The organism is Agriterribacter sp. (genome assembly GCF_035497235.1).
GTDB lineage: Bacteria > Bacteroidota > Bacteroidia > Chitinophagales > Chitinophagaceae > Agriterribacter.
On record NZ_DATJEB010000042.1, the window covers coordinates 79,662 to 98,810 of the forward strand.

Below are 19,149 nucleotides of genomic sequence, written 5' to 3' on the forward strand. Positions count from 1 at the left end.
GACGAAGCGAAAGTTGGTCAGGTAACAGAGTTCCTTTAATTTGGAAGAAAAAGGAAATTGAGGATGAACAAAGAAGAGATTTTATAGAAGAATTTTATTAATCATTTTGTAAACGCTTTTTATGTCGATACATCTAATAAATTTCTACTAATCAGGAAAATATCAGAACAAAATCAATGAACTACGAAAAAGCCTTATCCCTTTATCGCAATGATAAAACATTGCAACTGTTGCGGGCGGAACATTTTCCGCTATTGGTAGGCTTTTTGCATTTGGCATTCAAACAACAGGATAAGATATCCTACACCCAAAGCGAATTACAAAGCCTCCTGGCAGATTACCTGTATGCACTTGAAAGACAGGATATAAATGAGTATAATAAGTCACCCCTTGAATATCTTTCCCGTTGGGCACAACAGGGGTACTTGCGCAGGTACTATGAAACAGCCGATGAGCCGGTATATGAACTTTCTCCGGCCACCGAAAATGCACTCAAATGGCTGGAAGACCTGAACAAACAGCAATTTGTAGGTACTCATAGTCGTTTATTACAGTTTTTTCACTTGCTGCAGCAAATCGTTAATACCACGTCTGGGCCTTATGAACGGATACAACAGCTACAGGCAGAGCGCAATAAGATTGACCAGGAAATAGAGCAAATACGCCAGGGGAATTTCGTAAAGCCATCCGATACCCAGATCAAGGAAAATTATTTCCTGGCAGAAGAAACTGCGAGACGCCTGCTTTCTGACTTCCGGCAGGTGGAAGAGAATTTCCGTGAACTGGACACCCAAACCCGCCAGACGATTGTAAAAAGCAGTCTCGCAAAGGCAGATCTGTTGGACAATGTATTTGAACAGCAGGATCACCTGTGGAATACGGATCAGGGAAAAAGTTTTCGTTCCTTCTGGGAATTTCTGATGAGCGAGCAGATGCAGGACGAACTGGAAAACTTATTGGGTAAGATGAATGAAATACCTGCGATACAGGAAGTCAAAAAAGAACAAACAGTAGACAGGATCAAGACCAACCTTGTTGATGCAGGCGATAAGGTAAACCGGAGTAATGACGGCCTGATTGAGCAGCTCCGGAAATTTGTGGAGCAAAAAAATCTTTCAGAAAGCCGGCATATACTACGTAACATCGAAGAGATGGAATATCTTCTGCTGGAACACAATGAAACGATTAGCTCATGGGAATCTCTTTTGAAAATAGACGGACTTTTTAAACCCATCCTTATTATGGAACGACCTTTATTCAGTCCGCCGGTCAAAGTTTCTTTTGACAAAGCTGATATACAGGAGGGAATGTCGGAAGCAGACACTAACCTTTTATTTGAACAGTTTTATGTGGATATAGAAGAACTCCGGAACAATATCAAACAGGCGTTGCGAAACAAGACTCAAGTAGTGCTTTCCGAACTGCTTGATCTATATAAACCTCAAAAAGGGTTGACAGAAATTTTAGCGTATATGCAAATAGCCGCAAACGACAAGAAGCACTATATAAACAGGGAATTGCAGGAAGAATTAGTCGTTGAAAATATAGAGAGTAACAAAAAATATTCACTGAAAGCTCCGGTAATCATATTCAACAGGTAATTATGGAACAGGGATATTCACTCAGTCTTATTGCCTTACTCAGGGGAATTGTATTTAACCATCAGAAAGAGATATGGGAGAACCTCTTGCGATATGAACCGGATGTGAAAAAGTATTTTCAGCCGGTAGGACTGGAATTGTACCTCGACAAAAGTGAAGGTTATGCATTTCTTCGGCAAATTCAATGGGAGGAAGAAATAGAACTACCCCGGTTAGCCGAAAAACGTCAGCTCAATTTCTTTACTTCCTTACTATGTATTGTACTAAGGAAATATCTGCTGGAGCAGGATGCACAGGGCGGATCTGTCCGGTCTATCATCAGCGAGCAGGAAATGATCAACCGTATAAAAGTCTTTCTGCCGGTTACAAATGATGAAGCAAAGCAGCAGGAAAAAATAATCAGCACCATTAACAGAGTGGTTGACATTGGCTTTTTACGAAAACTGGATGACCAGGAAAAAAATTATGAAGTGCACAGAATAATTAAGGGATTTGTAAATGCCGATGTGATTGGCGATACATTGAGAAGATTAAGGGAATATGCTGCGGAGAAGAATATAGGCAACTGATTTTTTAAGGCGGGTATAAAAATTTCAACTATGGATAAAAGCAATATCATTATATACCAGAACGAAGATGGAAAGATTAAAATAGAAACACGTCTGGAAAACGAAACAGTTTGGCTTACGCAGGCGCAAATGGCCGAATTGTTTCAAAAAAACAGGGTTACCATAACGGAGCACATTCACAATATATTCAAAGAGCATGAATTGGAAGAAAGTTCAGTTAGTCGGAAATTCCGACTAACTGCTGCGGATGGCAAAGAATATGATACAACCTTCTACAATCTTGATGTCATTATCTCCGTGGGTTACAGGGTGAAAAGCCACCAAGGCACCCGTTTTCGTCAATGGGCTACTGCCAGGCTCAGAGAATATATAGTAAAGGGGTTTACACTCAATGACGAACTGCTGAAACAGGCGGGTGAAGGCAATTACTTTGATGAATTATTGGCCCGCATTCGGGACATCCGTTCATCCGAAAAAGTCTTTTGGCGGAAGGTGCTGGATATATACGCTACCAGCATTGATTACGATCCCGAACAAGATGTCTCCGTAAAATTTTTCCAAACGGTACAAAACAAAATGCATTGGGCGGCTCACGGTAATACAGCAGCAGAAGTGATCTTTAACCGGGTGGATGCTAATAAGCCCAGTATGGGACTTACCAACTTCAAAGGAAACAAACCCACGAAACAGGAAGTGGAGATTGCCAGAAATTATCTTACAGAGACAGAACTGAATATCCTGAACAGGATGGTAACGACATACCTGGAATTGGCAGAGCTGCAGGCACTGAGGCGACGTCCTATGTATATGAAAGACTGGATAGAACGACTGGATGATTTTTTGAAAATGACAGGAGATAATATCCTTCGACATGCAGCTACAATCAGCCATGAACAGGCAATAACAAAAGCAATGGAAGAATACAGGAAATTCAGGGAGCTGCATAAAAACGAATTATCCGAAGCTGAAAAGCATTTTATAGGATATATAGAGCAAACATCTAAAAAGCTGGGACAAAAGAAAAATGATTGATCTTTTTACTACTGCAAATGATCTTCCTGCCGGTTTTCGCCTGCAATGCCTTGAAATTTTCAATTGGGGTACTTTTAATCAGGTATGCTGGCAAATAGCACCTAATGGTTATAATGCATTATTGACAGGAGATATTGGTTCCGGTAAATCCACATTGGTTGATGCCCTAACCTGTCTCCTGGTGCCACATAACAAAATTATATTTAACAAAGCAGCCGGGGCTGAAGGCAAAGAACGAAACCTGCTGAGTTATATCAAAGGTGAATACAAAAAAGAAAAAGAAGAAATTACCAAAGTCGCTAAAAAAATATATCTGCGACCAAACGATGATACCTATACGGTAATAGTTGGAAACTTCAGAAATGAAGGATATAATGAAGATGTTTGTCTTGCCCAGTTATTTTGGATCGGGAAAGACAGCAAGGTCGAAAAACTCCTTATCATTAGTACAGTTCCGCTCACTATTAAACAGCATTTTAGTCAGTTTGCTGACATTAACGAACTTAGAAGAAAACTTAGAAATACAGCTGGTGTGCAATTGTTCAATGACAATTTCACACAGTATAGCGAGCAGTTCCGAAGGTTATTTGGAATGAATAGCGATAAAGCCATCGATCTTTTTTATCAAACCGTTTCTATGAAATCTGTAAGCAGCCTGACCGATTTTGTGCGGGATCAGATGCTGGAAAGAACAGATGTAAAAGAGCAGGTCGCCGCATTGTTGAAGCGTTTTGAAGACTTAAAAAAAGCGCACGAAGCCGTGGTACATGCCCGTGAGCAGTACCATATATTGAAGCCATTGACCGAAGCCTGCGTGGAATATGGAAACGTAAGCCGGGAAATTGAAAATATAGAAACCTTGCTCGAAATTGCTCCTGTCTGGTTTGCAGAAAGGAAATGGCATTTATTACGTAAAGCTATTGAACAGGCAGAAACTGACCTTGAAAAACTAACACAACAGCAACAAATTATCAGTAATGAATTGAACAGTCTTGAAAGCCGTAAACAGTCTATTGTGATTGATATTGCCAATAATGGTGGTAAACGCATTGAACAAATTGGTGATGAAATAAAGAGGCATGATCAAGATAAAGCTGTAAAACGGAAGGAGTTTGATGATTATGGACGGCTGGCATTACAAGCGGGACTGAAAGATGTGCAAAATGAAAAGGACTTTGATAAGAATATCTATAAGGCTAATGAATTAAATGAACAGTGCCTGCGCTTTGAAGAGGAATACCGCAATCAAAGAGACAACCTGATAAGCGAATTACGAAAACAGGAGGCCGAATTCCAGGCTGAGTTAAGAGAACTTCAATCGCTGCAGGAGCGCAAAACCCAGATTCCTGCCTGGCTGGTGGGATTCAGGACTCGCTTATGCGAAGACCTGCGCATTAATGAAGAAGACCTGCCTTTTGCTGGAGAATTATTAAAAGTTAATGAGCAGGAAACAGAGTGGGAGGGTGCTGCGGAAAAATTGCTTCATGATGCCGGCATCAGTTTGCTGGTGCCGGTTGCACACTATAAAAGTGTAAGCAGGTATGTAAATGATAATCCTTTACGAAGTACCGATGGACGAGGTATTAAGCTCACTTACCTGGAGGCAGATATACATAACCTTAATCGGGTGATCAAAGATTTGGATGAGAACAGTATCGTCTATAAAATAGAGATTAAGCCCGAAACAGCTTTCTATGATTGGCTGGAAAACTATCTACAGCGGAGTTTTGGCGATTATATATGTACAGATGTCAATGGACTGCAAAAGGTTCCATTTGGTATTACACGGCAAGGTTTGATAAAAAGCGGACGTATACGGCATACAAAAGATGACAGGAAGCGGATTGATGATCGTAGGAATTATGTATTGGGCTGGAGCAATGCCGAAAAAATAGAGGCGCTGGAAAACGCTTTGGCTAAGATGGAGAAAATACTGGAAGAATTAAATACTGGTATTAGAACAGTAGAAGCCAATGAAAAAAACAACCAGGCTACAAAGCAGGTAATTGGCTTATTGCTTTATATAAAGGATTTTTCCAGGATCAATTGGCAATATCATGTAACGAAGATATATGAACTGGAAGCGGAGCGTAATCAACTGTTAAATAACAATGATGTGCTCGCTCAGTTGGAAAAGAATAAAACAGAAGTTGAACAGCAGATTAAGCATACGAAAGAAAAAGAGAACCAGGTTACGGAAAAAATGGGTGGTTTGAAAAGCACAATTGCAAATTATAAAGAGCAAGTTGCCAATACAGAAAAAGCAAAAGAACAAGTTGATCAGCATCTGGAAGATAAATGGTTTCCTGTACTGCATGAAAAACTTACAGATGCTCATCTCACTTTGAAAAATATTGACAACCGGCAGGAAGATTTCCGTAAACAATACCAGGGAGAAAATGGAGAACTGAAAAAATTGCGTACAAAACAAACAAAGCTGCAATCTTCTATAGAAAGTTTGATGAGGCAAATAAAAGAACATTCAAAAGCAGAATACAGTGAGATTGCAGAAAGCATTGATGCACGGGCTGAGTACATTAAAAGGTTTGAGCAGCTTAACCGGGAAGATCTGAAACGGCATGAAGACCGGTTCAAAGAGCAACTCAATACCAATGTAATCAACAGCATTTCTGTATTTGACAATCAGTTGCAGAAACATGAAAACGATATCAAGCAAAAGATACGTACCATTAACCAGCATCTTTCCGAGATTGTGTATAATGCTGCGCAGGATACCTATATTACTATCCTGATGGATGCTGCCACTAATAAGGAGGTACGACTCTTCAGGGAAGAATTGAGGAAATGTTATATCCACTCCTTTAGCAGCAATAATGAACTCTATACAGAGGAGAAGTATGAACAGGTAAAAAGCATACTGGACCGCTTCGCCAGTATGGAATATGCTGATAAAGAATGGACGGGTATGGTAACCGATGTGCGCCAGTGGTTTGAGTTCAATGCCAGCGAACGCTTTCGCTCCGATAATAGTGAAAAGGAATTTTATGAGGGCTCCGGGGGGAAAAGTGGCGGCCAAAAAGAGAAACTGGCCTACACTATCCTGGCAAGTGCATTAGCTTACCAGTTCGGTTTACAATTTGGAGAAAGTAAAAGCAGGAGTTTCAGGTTTGTTGTCATTGACGAAGCTTTTGGAAGAGGAAGTGATGAAAGTACGCGATATGGGTTAGAGCTGTTTAAAAAACTGGATCTTCAATTACTTATCGTGACTCCGTTACAAAAGATTCATGTCATCGAAAATCATGTTAACTCCTTTCATTTTGTCAGCAACCGGGAGGGCAATAATTCACAGGTAAGCAATCTTACAAAAGAGGAATATGATGAGAAGAAAAAGCAACACAATATCACACCGTAAAATACAGAAAGCGAATGATCAGCCCAGAGGAAATAAAGAAACAAGCGCTGAAATGGTGGAGACCATTGCTGCAAAGTACTATATACGGAGACATGTTTTTCCCTAAATCAATAGACCGTATCGGGAAAATCCAACCCGGTCATATCACGCAACAATTTGAGACACTCCAACAGGAAATTGCAACGCTTTATCGCCATTCTAAAAACCAAACCGGCATTGGTTACCTTGTTAAAACGGCGGAAAAGAATTTCCGGCGTACGGGTAGCCACAAATTGCCTGATGCTATTATTTTTGAAACGGTTGAAGATTATGTGGTCTTCACCGGTAAAAAAAAGGAATGGAGGCTTTTCCTGCTCAACTACGAAAAAGTAATAAAAAGTATTTCTCGGTTAAAAGAGTGGGCTTTGTTGAACTGCGTGTGGTTAACAGATGCACAAATTAATTGGGATGATATACTTAAAGTATGCCATTATTTTCTGAATAATCCCAGATCCAATCTGTATCTGCGGCAGTTACCCATAGCTGTCCGTACAAAATTCATTGAAGACAATGTAACGCTTATCCAGTCGCTGCTTGATTTTCTTATTCCGGATCATATTCGCAGTCATCAGCAGAAGCGATTTGCAGAACGATACTTCCTGAAATATGACGAGCCGCTTATCAGAATACGCATGCTGGATACATACCTGACCTGCTTTGGTAACTTCACCGATATTAGTATACCACTTTCAGATTTTGAAAAACTGGATTTGTCAGTAAGGAATGTTCTGATTACAGAGAATAAGATGAATTTTCTCACATTACCGGCTATGTCTTCTACTATTGCTGTTTGGAGCGGCGGTGGATTTAATGTCAGCTATCTCAGAAACGTTGCCTGGCTGAAAGAGAAACATATTTTTTATTGGGGAGATATTGACGAGCATGGTTTTCAAATACTTCATCAGCTAAGAAGTTATTACCCGAAAACCCAAAGTGTTATGATGGATTGCAAAACATTTGAACACTTCACTGAATTTTCGGTTGTAGGTACACGTAATAAATCAGAACAACTTTCTTTATTAAATGAAGAAGAACACAAACTTTTTGATCAACTAAAATTGACAGATAAAAATAGGTTGGAGCAGGAAAAAATCTCTCAGGGGTATGTCGAAGAATATTTAAAAAGTCTTGGGCAATAAAGCTTGCAGCGGAAATGCAGAAGATTGTCAGGAAACGATAATTTACTAATAATCCAGGAGATACTTGTATAAAATAATAATAAAATACATTGTTTAATAGAATGAACACGACAACATTCTATAAAATCGCAACGAATTCCCAAGCGTATTATTAAATGATCAGCAATATTGTTGGTAAGTTATAAGGTTGCCAGATCGGTGAATTTTAGATATTTACAATTCACTTAGTCGCCTTAAATCTGCTAAAAAGTGGTTCGGGTTTTGTACCACGAGGGTCACAAACCATCGGCGATGAAAGACCGTTGGTTTGTATGCCCTATACTTACATCATATATTCGGATAAAGTAAACAAATATTATGGTGGCTACTGCCTGGCTTTTAATGAAATGGGATAAAGCAAATGCTCACCTGGCCATCTGCATTTGTTCGGTGGCGTCCATCCCTCCGGCGTTATACCCATAATTTCGGTGGCAACGCCCAGCGTTTAATAGGTGTTGAAGAACGACATCCTGCAGACCAGGCAGGTCCGGCGATGCTGTTGTTGCTACCGTTCATACTTAATGGTATTTTAGCTAACTGCATTCAGAGCCGTTGTTACTGTCAAAAATTTTAAATCACCAGGTAAGCGGTTCAAATCAGGCATCCGGTATCTCAGGCTCTACTAACTTAGTCAGCTTTTCCAGCGATTCCTGCCAGCCTAAATAGCACATTTCTACAGGTATAGCAGAAGGAATTCCTTCCTGCGTAATTTTTATTTCTGTACCCGCAATATTTTTCCGGAGCCACACAGAAGTGATCATATCTCCCGGCAGGTTGGGATCGTCAAATTTATCAGTGTATTTCAAAAACGCATTAGCTTTGATTTCAAGGTATGTTCCACTAAATGAATGACTATTTCCTGTTGAAAAATTTTGGAATGACATCTTGTAAGAACCACCTACGGCTACATGCATTTGGTGAACGGTGCAAAGAAATCCATAAGGAGGTAACCATGAAGCCATTGCAGGAGCTTCAGTAAAGGCGCGGTACACTTTTTCCGGCGATGCTTTAAGTACTCTTTGTAGCGAAACGGTATTGCCTGACATAAAATATATATTTATTCCTACTCGTCTGGCTTTTCGGTGCCGCCCGTTTTTGGAATGGTTGCTGCTCCACTTACCTTTAATGCTGGTTGTTTATCTATTACTTCAACACAACAAAGATGGTAAGAAGATTGAATTTGGATAGAGGCTGTATAAGACAATATAAGGGCTGTTTGCGACATAGCCCACAGCATTTTCTATTGAAAATTTAAACCGGTGCCAAATACCGGTTTGCGCGAACCGTTTTGCTGTATACTATTATGAATAGTGGAAAAACCGGTTGCCCTGCAGGGGAATGAATAATTGATTCGCACTGCGTTTATCCCCCATAAGAACTATGGTGCAGGCCAAAAGCTGAATGACCTGCTTTTTTTAGGCTTTAATCCCTTGTATGATTGTTGTATTATTTAACACAATCAGGCGGTCATTTTTTTAAAGTATGCCGCTCTTTCCATATTTCATTAAATGTTTTGGCCGGAAATTGCAATGCGCTTCGGTGCGTTGCCCATCCCTTAAAAAGTTTGTTTACGATCCTGCTTTTTAATTTACCGTTTCCCATATTCATCATTCCCCGATGCAGCATGGCCTGTTTCCACCCTTTCCATGCCATCCGTTCTGCAAAGGAGGTATCGTGATGCGCCACCGCTTCATTCCTGTTTTCGAGCAATAGCTCATGCAGGTTGATTTTTACGGGGCATACTTCGGTACAATTTCCGCAAAGAGAAGAAGCGTAACTTAAGTGTTTCCATTCATTAAATCCTTTTAAATGCGGTGTAATAACGCTTCCTATGGGCCCGCTGTAAGTAGTATTATAGCTGTGTCCGCCAATGTTTTTGTATACGGGGCATGCATTGAGGCAGGCGCCGCAGCGAATGCAATACAATGCTTCACGCGCTTTTGCATTAGCCAGCAGGTTGATTCTTCCGTTGTCTAACAATATTACATACATCTCTTCCGGGCCGTCTGTTTCATCGGGTTGTCGCGGTCCTGAAACAATAGTATTGTAAACGGTAATATGCTGACCTGTGCCATAGGTTGACAGCAGCGGCCAAAAAAGCCCGAGGTCTGAAAAGGAAGGGATCATTTTTTCAATGCCGGCAATAGCAATATGTACAGGCGGCCAGGCGCAGCTTAATCGTGCATTGCCCTCATTTTCGGTAATGGCTATGGCGCCCATATCGCCAATTAAAAAATTAGCGCCGGTAATGCCTATTTCTGCCTGCGTAAATTTTTCCCGTAAAATATTACGGGCAACCCTTGTTAATTGTTCCGGGTTGAGCTTTGAATCCGTTCCTAATTTTTCGGCAAAAAGTTTAGCAATATCCTCCTTGCTTTTATGCATGGCCGGGGTAACAATATGGTAAGGCGCTTCTTCATCTAACTGTTGTATATATTCGCCAAGATCCGTTTCTATGCTTTCAATACCGTGTTCCTTCAAAAAAGCGTTCAGGTGAATTTCTTCCGTCACCATACTTTTGCTTTTCACAATCGTTTTACAGGCTCTTGCTTTACAGATCATTAATATTTCATCTAAAGCCTGCTCCGCGGTTTCCGCCCAAATCACCTTACCACCTCTTGCGGTAAACTGTCTTTCAAATTCCTCTAATTGCTGGTCCAGCGTTTCTATGGCTCTCCATTTCACATTCTTTGCTCTTTCCCTGGCTAAACTCAGGTCATAAAACTGCAACTTGCCCGCAGGTACTGCAGCATTATACTTCCCTATATTATGATTGATGGTACGGCGATGCTCCAGGTCGGCCGCCTTGATGGTACTTTTGGCAATAAATGTAGCCGCTTGTTCAGTCATGTTCGTCGTAATATTGTTTAGCTGCCTGTTCCAGAATCTGGTAAAAATCTTCACCAAATTTTCTTATCAATGCCTCTTTCAGAAAAACATACACAGGAACCTCCAGTTTTTTCCCCAACTGGCAGGCCGGATTACACAGGCTTTCGCGGGGTTCATAATTTACCAGCTCGTATGTTTTTGTTTTTTTTGTTTTAAGAGGATAGAGATGACAGCTTATGGGTTTCTTCCATTGCGTTTTGCCGTCTAAATAAGCCTGTTCTATACCGCATTTAATAATGCCTTTATTGTCGTAATGCCCATAGGCGCAAATTTTTCCGTTAACGGTGGGTGTTACCCAGCCAAAATCCTTATCGTAATAATACCTGCCCCTTTTTTCAATTTCTGCTAATCCTTCTTTAGTAAGATAAGGTTTTACTGTTTCAAAAATGTTGTTGAGTATTTCTGTTTCTTCACCGGTTAAAGGGGCGCCGGCATCACCGTCTTCGCAGCATCCGCCTTTGCATTTTATGAGGTCGCAAACAAATTGCGCTTTTACCACATCATCACTTACCAGTACATTGTCAATTTCTATCACGCGTATTTTTTTGTAAAGATACTATATTGTGCAGGTGTGGAAATGGAGGAATGTGAGAAATGTGGACGTGTGGAAAATGTGATGAATGTGAGAAATTGGAGAAATGCTTATTTTGGGAAAGGAAGCCGGGTAAGGCTTCAGCATGTTGTTGTAATTCGTGACACGAACCAATGGCAGAAAACCCAATACCCCATATCCGGTTAAGTCTGAAGTGCGAAGGACAATTCCTCAAAATCAGAAATCAACAAATTAACAATCAGAAATGCTTATATCTACAGTTCCCTTATTTCCATTCCAGCGTATTGATCATATGCATCATATCCTGTTGTAAAAAATCGTAAATAATGTGTAGCGAATCTTCATTGGGCGTAGCGTTAAAATACAAAGCGCCGCGAAGAAAATGCCTGGTTGTGTCTGTTGCAAAAAACTGTTTACCGGTTGCCGCATTGCCGCCTACGCTAAAAAAAACACCACCAATACCATGCGGTGTTACAAATGCCGAATCTTCAATGGAAGATGCTTTTACCGTATGCTTGAAAGTTATTTTATAGGCGTCTTCGCGAAGGTTTTCAAACGTATTTAAGGAAGAGGAATCCTTAAAGCCGTGATCGGTTTTTACTTTGTATGACGATCTTCCCCCGATTGTTTTATAGCTCAGGTATAGCCGTGCGTTAAAAGAAGGAATGTCAATATTGATCCAGTAAGGATTGTCGGGGTTCTCATCAAAAAAAGAACTGTCTTTAGTTACCGTGCTGTATACCGGGTATTCAAAGCTATACGGATAACCCGGCTGGTTGAACAACTGGTATTGATGCCGGGGAAAGTCTATAGCAAAATATCCTTTGGGCCGCGGAGTATAATTGCTATTGCAGGAAAACAGTAGTATGGAAAATAAAAAAGAGAGCAGTGTGCCTGTTTTTTTAATCATCTTACAATTGCTTTAACAATATTTGACCAATCATTTCTCGCGGCGTACGCAGCGAAGCAGCGTGTACCGCGTGAAATAATGCTTTCCTATTAGTTTAATAACACCCAAAACTCATGGTACCTATGTTACTGAGCGGTTAACAGCCTGATGGTTACTTTTACTTTTTTAATCCTGTTTTTATCAATTTCAATAACGGTAAACTCAAAATCGCCGATAGGGATCACCTGCCCTTCCTGCGGTATTTCACCGGCTAATTCCAGTACCAGCCCGGCTAAGGATTCGCTTTCTCCTCTTACCTGGTCAAAGGTGTCGGCATTTAAGCCCATGGCCTTACAGGCGTCTGTTATCATTATCCTCCCTTCAAAAATATAGGTGTGGTCATCTATTTTTTTGTTCACGCTTTCTTCATCATCAAACTCATCGCGTATATCGCCAATAATTTCCTCCATGATGTCTTCCATGGTTACAATGCCTTCTGTTCCGCCGAACTCATCTACCACAACGGCAAAATGGGTATTTTTTCTTTGTAACTCGCGTAAAAGATCTTTGATGAGGTTTTGTTCGGGAACAAAATAGGGCTGCCGGATCAACTGGCGCCAGTCAAAATCATCCTTTTCATTTATAAAAGGCAATACGTCTTTACTGTGTATAATGCCTACTACATCATCGAGGCTGTTTTTATATACCGGCAGGCGCGAATAATGCAGCTCTTCTATTTTGCGTATCAATTCCCGGAAGTCTGTATTGTAATCAATAGCACTCACATCAAGCCGGGTACGCATAATTTGTTTTACCGTAACCTGGCCGAACCGCGCTATTCCACGGAGAATATTTTTTTCCTCTTCCGTGGTATTTTCTGTAGCGTTCATTTCTATAGCCTGGTCAATATCTTCAGGATTGTATACATGATGATGTTTTATTCCGCCAAAGCTTCTTTCAATACCATCGGTAAATTTTACAAACCACCTGCTCATGCTGCTAAAAAAGCTGTATAGTACTTCAATGAGCAGGGAAGCGCTGTAAGCAAACCTGATATTATTTTGCGTGGCCGATACTTTGGGTAAGATTTCCCCGAAAAGTACCAGTAAAAAAACAATGACGATTAATTTGATAATGAAATTCAGAAAAGCATTGGGCTGCTGCAGCAATTCATCCATTAATACATTAGATACGATGATAGTGCCTATGTTTACGAAAGTATTGGCTATTTGCAGTGTGGCAAGCAGTCTTTTAGGCTGATCCAGCAAGGTGATAATTCTGCGGGCGGAAGGGTGCTGCTTTGTTTTGAGCATATTAATGTCCCTGTAGGTAAGGGAAAATAAAGCCACTTCTGCCCCTGATACAAAAAATGATACAATGAGTAATGACAGCAGCAATATAATTAAAATGGTAATGCTTTCCGGGTTAACAGCCAGCAATACGGGCTTAATTTTAAGCAGACTGTTATATAAAACCAATGGGTGATCCAAGCGGAGTATTTTTTGTGAGTAATGCAGTGTAATCATAAAGGCAGGTCAATGGCCTGCCTGTTTTATTAACGTACAAAAATAAGTATTCGTGTAAAATTTTAAAAAGCCATATTCTCGGAAGAAGGATCGCTGATAGGAGGGACATCGCTATTGAAGCCCTCCGGATGGTCGCCGGAATGGTTGTGGCCATGCCCGCCATCCGCTCTTTTATCAAGCATAATCAGGTTATCGCCCACTACTTCGGTGGCAAATTTGCGATTGCCCTCCTTGTCTTCCCAGCTTCGTGTACGTAATCTCCCCTCAATATATACTAAACTGCCTTTGTGAAGATATTTTTGCGCCAGTTCAGCCAGGCCGCGCCAAAGCACTACCGTATGCCACTCTGTTTGACTTATTAATTTTCCGGTACGGTCTTTAAAAGTTTCTGTTGTTGCTAACGGAAATTTTGCTACGGCAATATTCCCTTCTAAAAATTGAATGTCAGGATCCTTGCCCAGGTTGCCAATTAACATTACTCTGTTTACTCCTCGCATAAAACTTGTTTTAGATTCATTCAAATGAACTTCCCTCATCAATGCTGACTTAAATTTACATTTTTTTCCTGCAAATAAGTAATCATAAATTTTGGAAAAGGATAGTTGCCCAGTTCAGCGTAGGTTACGCCTGTAAAATCCGCTCCCAGGTTAGGGGCTTTGTTTACACTGATTTCAATAAACTGCCCATGCAGCGTTTGATGGGTAAGCTGCTGGGTATATAATTTTGAAACCTGTGTAACCACGGCTTCATTAGGGTGGAGCAATTGCTTTACGGGGGAAAGCAGCAGCCAGTTCTTTTTGGTAACCGGACTGTCTTTTTCCACCAGTAAAAATTCATGCAAATTCTGCCAGATGTCTTTGGCGGTTCTTTTACGAATGTATACCTGGTTTTTGTATGTAATGATAAAGTAATACAGCCAGCGGCTTTTTTTAACGATTTTCTTTTCCTTTACGGGCAGGTCTGCCACCAGTTCAAGCTGGTATGCGCTGCAGTTTTCGTGCATTATACATTCGTTACAGGCAGGTGTTTTAGGTTTGCAAACCACGGCGCCAAAATCCATGATCGCCTGGTTATATAACCCGGGTTGTTTTTTATCCAGCAATTCAAAAGCGAGCTTGTTCAGCAATGTTTTGCCTTTCGCTGTATCTACAGGAGCCGTTATGCCGCCAATCCTGGCTATCACCCGCAGTACATTGCCATCTACTACAGCGTAAGGAAGATTAAAAGCGAAAGAAGCAATAGCGGCTGCCGTGTAAGGACCTATTCCGGGTAAACCCAGTATTTCTTCATACACAGCGGGAAACCGGCCGCCATAATCTTTATCAATGATTTTGGCAGCGGCGATCAGGTTTTTACACCTGGAATAATAGCCCAGTCCTTCCCATAATTTAAACACTTTTGTTTCCGGGGCATTTGCCAGTTGCTGAACAGTTGGAAATGTTTTTATAAACCTCAGGTAATAATTCCATCCCTGCTCTACCCTGGTTTGCTGCAGAATAATTTCACTTAACCATATTTTGTAAGGATCCTTTTCTCCTTTCCATGGCATTTCCCTCCGGTTGTATTTTTTATTCCATAACAACAACTTTTTAGTGAAAAATAACTTCATCATACGGTAATTAACTGTTATTCAAGCTTATGCCGGCCTTTTTGTTCATATAATATACAATTTTCTGATATTCTGTGCGTTCAGTAGTAATCAGATGCATGATGCCGGAAAATCAATGTGTGTTTTGCAGCCGGGGAATGCGATAAAAAAATATTTATAACAATAACTTGCAGGAAATATATTATTTGTGTTATTTTATCATTGAATTTCATTTACTTACAAAATACAATACTATGCGAAAAGCCGATCTTATTAACAATATCTCTGAAAAAACCGGAATTCCAAAAGTAGATGTTTTAGTTACACTGGAAACTTTGTTTAAAGAGGTTAAAGAAAATCTTTCAAAAGGGGAAAATATTTATATCCGCGGTTTTGGAAGCTTTATAACCAAGAAGAGAGCTGCTAAAATAGGACGTAATATAAAGAAAAACATAGCAGTACATATACCCGAACATTATATACCTGCATTTAAACCTGCCAAAGAATTTGTTCACGAAGTAAAGAAACTACAGTCGGCCAAACCGGTTGAGGAGAATTTTGATGATGAGACGGAAGATAGCATTTAACTTCGCTCCAAATTAAAAATGAGTGAAGAAACAACAATGGATAGTTGTGGCATCGGGGCTCGTGCTTTTATTGAGCCTTTATTTTTTGGGGAGAACCAAGCCACATGCTTCAAAAACCCCGGCGGCCCAAGCGGCGTCCGACCATAAGGAAGAACAATTAGAATCGGCTTCTATACTTGAAACAGCTAAATCAAGGCTTTCCCCCGAACGGCAGGCATGGCTTACTGCAAAAGAAAATTCTGTTGTAAGGGGAGATGTAGCAGGTCAGAAAATAAAACTGTACGATGAGCTGGCTGCTTTCTGGAAGGATTCCGCCCATGTTTTTGAGCCTTTCATGTATTATCTTGGCGAAAAGTCCAAATTGGAAAATTCTGAAAAAAGCCTCACCTTTGCAGCCCATTTATATTTAAAGCAGCTTAAGGGTGTAGATCAGCATGCTTTACAGGTATGGATGGCCAACCAGGCTGCTGACCTGTTTAAACAAGCCTTAACGTTGAATCCTGACAATGATTCCAGCAAAATTGGATTGGGAAGCAGTTATATTTTTGGTGCATCCGGCGCTTCAAGCCCAATGGAAGGTATTCAGAAATTACTGGAAGTGGTACGTAAAGATTCCGCCAATATGTATGCTCAGTTTATGCTGGGATATGGTGGAATAATGACGGGACAGTATGATAAGGCCATAGAAAGATTAAACCTGGTAGTACAGGTGGAACCGGATAATACGGAAGCCGTTTTTTTATTGGCGGAGGCCTACGAACGTCATGGTGAAAATGCTAAAGCAGCCCAGTGGTATGAAACAGGTAAAAAATTTGTACAGAACCCGGAGGCGCTTAAGGAAATTGATGAAAGAATTAAAGCGTTAAAGCATTAAAGTATTTGAATTAATAATAATTAACTAACAAAAACTATTTGGTTTATGCCTTGTGGTAAAAAAAGAAAGCGTCATAAAATTGCTACTCATAAACGTAAAAAGCGCCTCAGAAAGAATCGTCATAAGAAGAAGAACAAATAACTACTGCTGTTTTCAATGCCGGATAACCTGCACTGAATGATGTGTTAATGTGAGGTTAAGGGCTGCTTGTATCAGCAGTTGCATATAAATGTAAATGGTATATGCAGGCAGTCTTCCCGCTGGTTTTCTCCTGTTTGTTTGACGGTTCATTAAATGGCTTTTTTACTTGAACAAAGAATTAATTATTAACGCGGCTCCCGTAGGCGTGGAAATTGCCTTGCTGGAAGACAAAAAACTGGTAGAACTGCACCACGAAAAAGCAGACGCCAGTTTTGCAGTGGGTGATTTGTACCTCGGAAAAGTGAAAAAACTTATTCCGGGGCTTAATGCCGCTTTTGTAGATGTAGGCTTCGAAAAAGATGCCTTTCTGCATTATACGGATCTTAGTCCGTATGCCCGTTCTTTGCTCAAGTTTACCCACCAGGCTATGAATGATAATTCAGCAGCCGAATTTGACTTTGCACAGTTCCAGACAGAGACCGAGATTGTTAAAACCGGAAAAATAAATGAAGTACTCGGTCAAAAACCTAATATACTGGTTCAAATATTAAAGGAACCCATTGCGGCCAAAGGTCCGCGGCTGAGTTGTGAAATTTCGTTGCCCGGCCGGTTTGTTGTGGTTACTCCCTTTAATGATATTATCGCGGTTTCGCGTAAAATACATTCTTCGGAAGAAAGAAAGAGGCTCCATAAAATTGTGGAATCCATCAAGCCCAAAAATTTTGGTGTAATTGTAAGAACCGCCGCTGAAGGCAAGAACACGGCAGAGTTGCACGAAGACCTGGTTATGCTGGTGCAGAGCTGGAAAAACCTTCAGCACAACCTGAAAGGTGCAACGGCCCCCTGCAAAATATTGAGCGAGCAAACCAAAACCACCAGTATGCTGAGGGATCTTCTGAATGAAGATTTTAACCGCATTGTGGTGAATGATAAGAATATTTACACCGATACCCGTAATTATATTCAAAAGATAGCCCCCGAGAAAAAAGAGATCGTTTCTTTATACCATAATGGTACGCCCATTTTTGATCAGTATGGTGTTACCAAGCAGGTAAAAGCTTCTTTTGGTAAAACGGTAAACCTCCCCAGCGGCGCTTATCTTATTATTGAACACACGGAAGCCCTGCATGTAATTGATGTAAACAGCGGCTATAAAAGCGTTAGCAATAACCAGGAGATGAATGCCCTGGAAACCAACTTAGAAGCCGCGGCCGAAATTGCACGGCAGTTACGCCTGCGGGATATAGGTGGTATTATTGTGGTAGATTTTATTGACATGAAACTGCCCGACAATAAACGCAGGCTTATTGAGGCTATGGAAGATTGCATGCGGGCCGACAGGGCAAAGCATGCGGTACTCCCTATTTCAAAATTTGGGCTAATGCAAATTACCCGGCAGCGCATGAAGCCGGAAATGAATATCAATACCCAGGAAGTTTGTCCTACCTGTAACGGCACCGGAAAAATTTCATCCACACTTGTATTAGAAGATGAAATTGAGAAAAACCTGAGCTACCTAGTAATGCAAAAGCATACCGGGCTTAGCATTGTTGTACATCCTATCGTTTACGCCTACCTTACCAGGGGCTGGCTTTTTTCCATCCGCAGGAAGTGGAGCTGGAAATACAAGCAGCAGATCAAATTATCATCCAACAACAATTACTACCTCACCGAGTTTCATTTTTTTGATAGCAATGAAGAGGAGATAAAGTTGTAGAATGTTTATACGTTTCCGACCTTATTATTATTTGGTATATTTCAGGATATAGTCAAAATGGCCACAGGACCACCCATGGTTTTCATCTGTGAAATGTAATTCCACGAACTGCCCATTTTGCTCCTTGCCACCTAACTTCACTTCTTTAGTTCAATTCGTTCCTCCGTCAATAGTTTTGTAAATGCACTTAAGTGTATTGATATATCCTACATCTTTGGATATGGCAATATTCATTAAAATAGGTTCAACATGGCATACTGTTTTCCACGTGGTTCCACCATCCGGAGACTTGAGAATCTTATTTCCTCCAACCCCATACCCTGTGTTACCGGAAAAAAATATCAACGAAATAATTTCCTTCCCCTATATCAGCCTTACTCCATCCTGCTCCCGGCGAATCGGTTTGGGTTGATAAATTATCTGTGCTTCCCTTTTTGCAGAATGCCAGCAGTAGCCCGAATGATAAAAGACATAGTACTATGTTACGCGGCATATGAGAGCTTATATAAACAAATATAACATGAAATATTAATTGTATGAAGGAGTAGTCATTGTTTGCAATACGTACAAATTAAAATCGCAACATGATGCTT

Annotated in this window: 17 protein-coding genes; 8 read left to right on the forward strand and 9 right to left on the reverse strand. The window is 40.6% G+C overall.

What is annotated here, in order from left to right; genetic code table 11:
• Positions 1-176: 176 nt before the first annotated feature.
• Genes VL121_RS14945 through VL121_RS14965 form a run of 5 tightly spaced genes read left to right on the forward strand, consistent with a single transcriptional unit; the run spans position 177 to position 7,753 of the window.
• Positions 177-1,601 (forward strand): DUF3375 domain-containing protein, encoded by a 1,425-nt coding sequence (locus VL121_RS14945; RefSeq protein WP_325406720.1) that lies wholly within the window; start codon positions 177-179, stop codon positions 1,599-1,601.
• A gap of 2 nt (positions 1,602-1,603) precedes the next feature.
• Complete coding sequence (locus VL121_RS14950) at positions 1,604-2,170, forward strand: DUF4194 domain-containing protein (RefSeq protein ID WP_325406722.1); 567 nt, start codon at positions 1,604-1,606, stop codon at positions 2,168-2,170.
• A 30-nt stretch (positions 2,171-2,200) separates the two neighbouring features.
• Entirely contained in the window at positions 2,201-3,202 is a 1,002-nt protein-coding gene (locus VL121_RS14955) for a virulence RhuM family protein (RefSeq protein ID WP_325406724.1), read from the forward strand.
• The gene (locus tag VL121_RS14960) at positions 3,195-6,575 is read left to right on the forward strand and encodes an ATP-binding protein (RefSeq protein WP_325406726.1); all 3,381 of its coding nucleotides are present in this window, start codon (positions 3,195-3,197) and stop codon (positions 6,573-6,575) included. The genes VL121_RS14955 and VL121_RS14960 overlap by 8 nt, the downstream gene beginning before the upstream one ends.
• A gap of 14 nt (positions 6,576-6,589) precedes the next feature.
• Complete coding sequence (locus tag VL121_RS14965; protein ID WP_325406728.1) at positions 6,590-7,753, forward strand: Wadjet anti-phage system protein JetD domain-containing protein; 1,164 nt, start codon at positions 6,590-6,592, stop codon at positions 7,751-7,753.
• A 635-nt stretch (positions 7,754-8,388) separates the two neighbouring features.
• Here VL121_RS14965 and VL121_RS14970 read toward each other — a convergent pair.
• The 8 genes from VL121_RS14970 to mutY form a co-directional block, all read right to left on the reverse strand.
• The gene (locus VL121_RS14970; RefSeq protein ID WP_325406730.1) at positions 8,389-8,838 is read right to left on the reverse strand and encodes an SRPBCC family protein; all 450 of its coding nucleotides are present in this window, start codon (positions 8,836-8,838) and stop codon (positions 8,389-8,391) included.
• 17 nt (positions 8,839-8,855) lie between these two features.
• Positions 8,856-9,017: a hypothetical protein gene (locus tag VL121_RS14975; RefSeq protein ID WP_325406732.1), complete on the reverse strand. Its 162-nt coding sequence runs from the start codon at positions 9,015-9,017 to the stop codon at positions 8,856-8,858.
• Positions 9,018-9,259: 242 nt separating this feature from the next.
• Positions 9,260-10,642 (reverse strand): LutB/LldF family L-lactate oxidation iron-sulfur protein, encoded by a 1,383-nt coding sequence (locus VL121_RS14980; protein ID WP_325406734.1) that lies wholly within the window; start codon positions 10,640-10,642, stop codon positions 9,260-9,262.
• The gene (locus VL121_RS14985) at positions 10,635-11,216 is read right to left on the reverse strand and encodes a DUF3109 family protein (RefSeq protein ID WP_325406736.1); all 582 of its coding nucleotides are present in this window, start codon (positions 11,214-11,216) and stop codon (positions 10,635-10,637) included. Before VL121_RS14985 ends, VL121_RS14980 begins: the two co-directional genes overlap by 8 nt.
• 283 nt (positions 11,217-11,499) lie before the next feature.
• Positions 11,500-12,144, reverse strand: a complete 645-nt coding sequence (gldD, locus tag VL121_RS14990) for a gliding motility lipoprotein GldD (protein ID WP_325406738.1) — start codon at positions 12,142-12,144, stop codon at positions 11,500-11,502.
• A gap of 125 nt (positions 12,145-12,269) precedes the next feature.
• A complete protein-coding gene (gldE, locus tag VL121_RS14995; RefSeq protein WP_325406740.1) occupies positions 12,270-13,613 on the reverse strand; it encodes a gliding motility-associated protein GldE in 1,344 nt (447 codons plus the stop codon).
• Between the two features lie 98 nt (positions 13,614-13,711).
• A complete protein-coding gene (locus VL121_RS15000; protein ID WP_325406742.1) occupies positions 13,712-14,146 on the reverse strand; it encodes a single-stranded DNA-binding protein in 435 nt (144 codons plus the stop codon).
• 38 nt (positions 14,147-14,184) lie between these two features.
• The gene (gene mutY, locus VL121_RS15005; protein WP_325406744.1) at positions 14,185-15,261 is read right to left on the reverse strand and encodes an A/G-specific adenine glycosylase; all 1,077 of its coding nucleotides are present in this window, start codon (positions 15,259-15,261) and stop codon (positions 14,185-14,187) included.
• A gap of 230 nt (positions 15,262-15,491) precedes the next feature.
• Between mutY and VL121_RS15010 the strand changes: the two genes are divergently transcribed.
• The 3 genes from VL121_RS15010 (at position 15,492) to VL121_RS15020 (ending at position 18,556) form a co-directional block, all read left to right on the forward strand.
• Positions 15,492-15,824 carry an HU family DNA-binding protein gene (locus VL121_RS15010; protein WP_324558639.1) on the forward strand — a complete coding sequence of 111 codons (333 nt, stop codon included), beginning with the start codon at positions 15,492-15,494 and terminating at the stop codon, positions 15,822-15,824.
• 22 nt (positions 15,825-15,846) lie between these two features.
• Positions 15,847-16,698 (forward strand): tetratricopeptide repeat protein, encoded by an 852-nt coding sequence (locus VL121_RS15015; RefSeq protein ID WP_325406746.1) that lies wholly within the window; start codon positions 15,847-15,849, stop codon positions 16,696-16,698.
• 307 nt (positions 16,699-17,005) lie between these two features.
• Positions 17,006-18,556: an Rne/Rng family ribonuclease gene (locus tag VL121_RS15020; RefSeq protein WP_325406748.1), complete on the forward strand. Its 1,551-nt coding sequence runs from the start codon at positions 17,006-17,008 to the stop codon at positions 18,554-18,556.
• Positions 18,557-18,881: 325 nt separating this feature from the next.
• Here the strand turns inward: VL121_RS15020 and VL121_RS15025 are convergent, their stop codons facing one another.
• Positions 18,882-19,049, reverse strand: a complete 168-nt coding sequence (locus tag VL121_RS15025) for a hypothetical protein (protein ID WP_325406750.1) — start codon at positions 19,047-19,049, stop codon at positions 18,882-18,884.
• Positions 19,050-19,149: the final 100 nt, after the last annotated feature.

Coding starts and splice junctions, on each gene's coding strand:
- VL121_RS14970 (WP_325406730.1), bottom strand. CDS start 8,838: ATGTCAGGCAATACCGTTTCGCTACAAAGAGTACTTAAAGCATCGCCG.
- VL121_RS14980 (WP_325406734.1), bottom strand. CDS start 10,642: ATGACTGAACAAGCGGCTACATTTATTGCCAAAAGTACCATCAAGGCG.
- gldD (WP_325406738.1), bottom strand. CDS start 12,144: ATGATTAAAAAAACAGGCACACTGCTCTCTTTTTTATTTTCCATACTA.
- VL121_RS14960 (WP_325406726.1), top strand. CDS start 3,195: ATGATTGATCTTTTTACTACTGCAAATGATCTTCCTGCCGGTTTTCGC.
- mutY (WP_325406744.1), bottom strand. CDS start 15,261: ATGATGAAGTTATTTTTCACTAAAAAGTTGTTGTTATGGAATAAAAAA.
- VL121_RS15010 (WP_324558639.1), top strand. CDS start 15,492: ATGCGAAAAGCCGATCTTATTAACAATATCTCTGAAAAAACCGGAATT.
- VL121_RS15000 (WP_325406742.1), bottom strand. CDS start 14,146: ATGCGAGGAGTAAACAGAGTAATGTTAATTGGCAACCTGGGCAAGGAT.
- VL121_RS14965 (WP_325406728.1), top strand. CDS start 6,590: ATGATCAGCCCAGAGGAAATAAAGAAACAAGCGCTGAAATGGTGGAGA.
- VL121_RS14975 (WP_325406732.1), bottom strand. CDS start 9,017: ATGTCGCAAACAGCCCTTATATTGTCTTATACAGCCTCTATCCAAATT.
- VL121_RS14950 (WP_325406722.1), top strand. CDS start 1,604: ATGGAACAGGGATATTCACTCAGTCTTATTGCCTTACTCAGGGGAATT.
- VL121_RS14945 (WP_325406720.1), top strand. CDS start 177: ATGAACTACGAAAAAGCCTTATCCCTTTATCGCAATGATAAAACATTG.
- VL121_RS15025 (WP_325406750.1), bottom strand. CDS start 19,049: ATGCCGCGTAACATAGTACTATGTCTTTTATCATTCGGGCTACTGCTG.
- VL121_RS14955 (WP_325406724.1), top strand. CDS start 2,201: ATGGATAAAAGCAATATCATTATATACCAGAACGAAGATGGAAAGATT.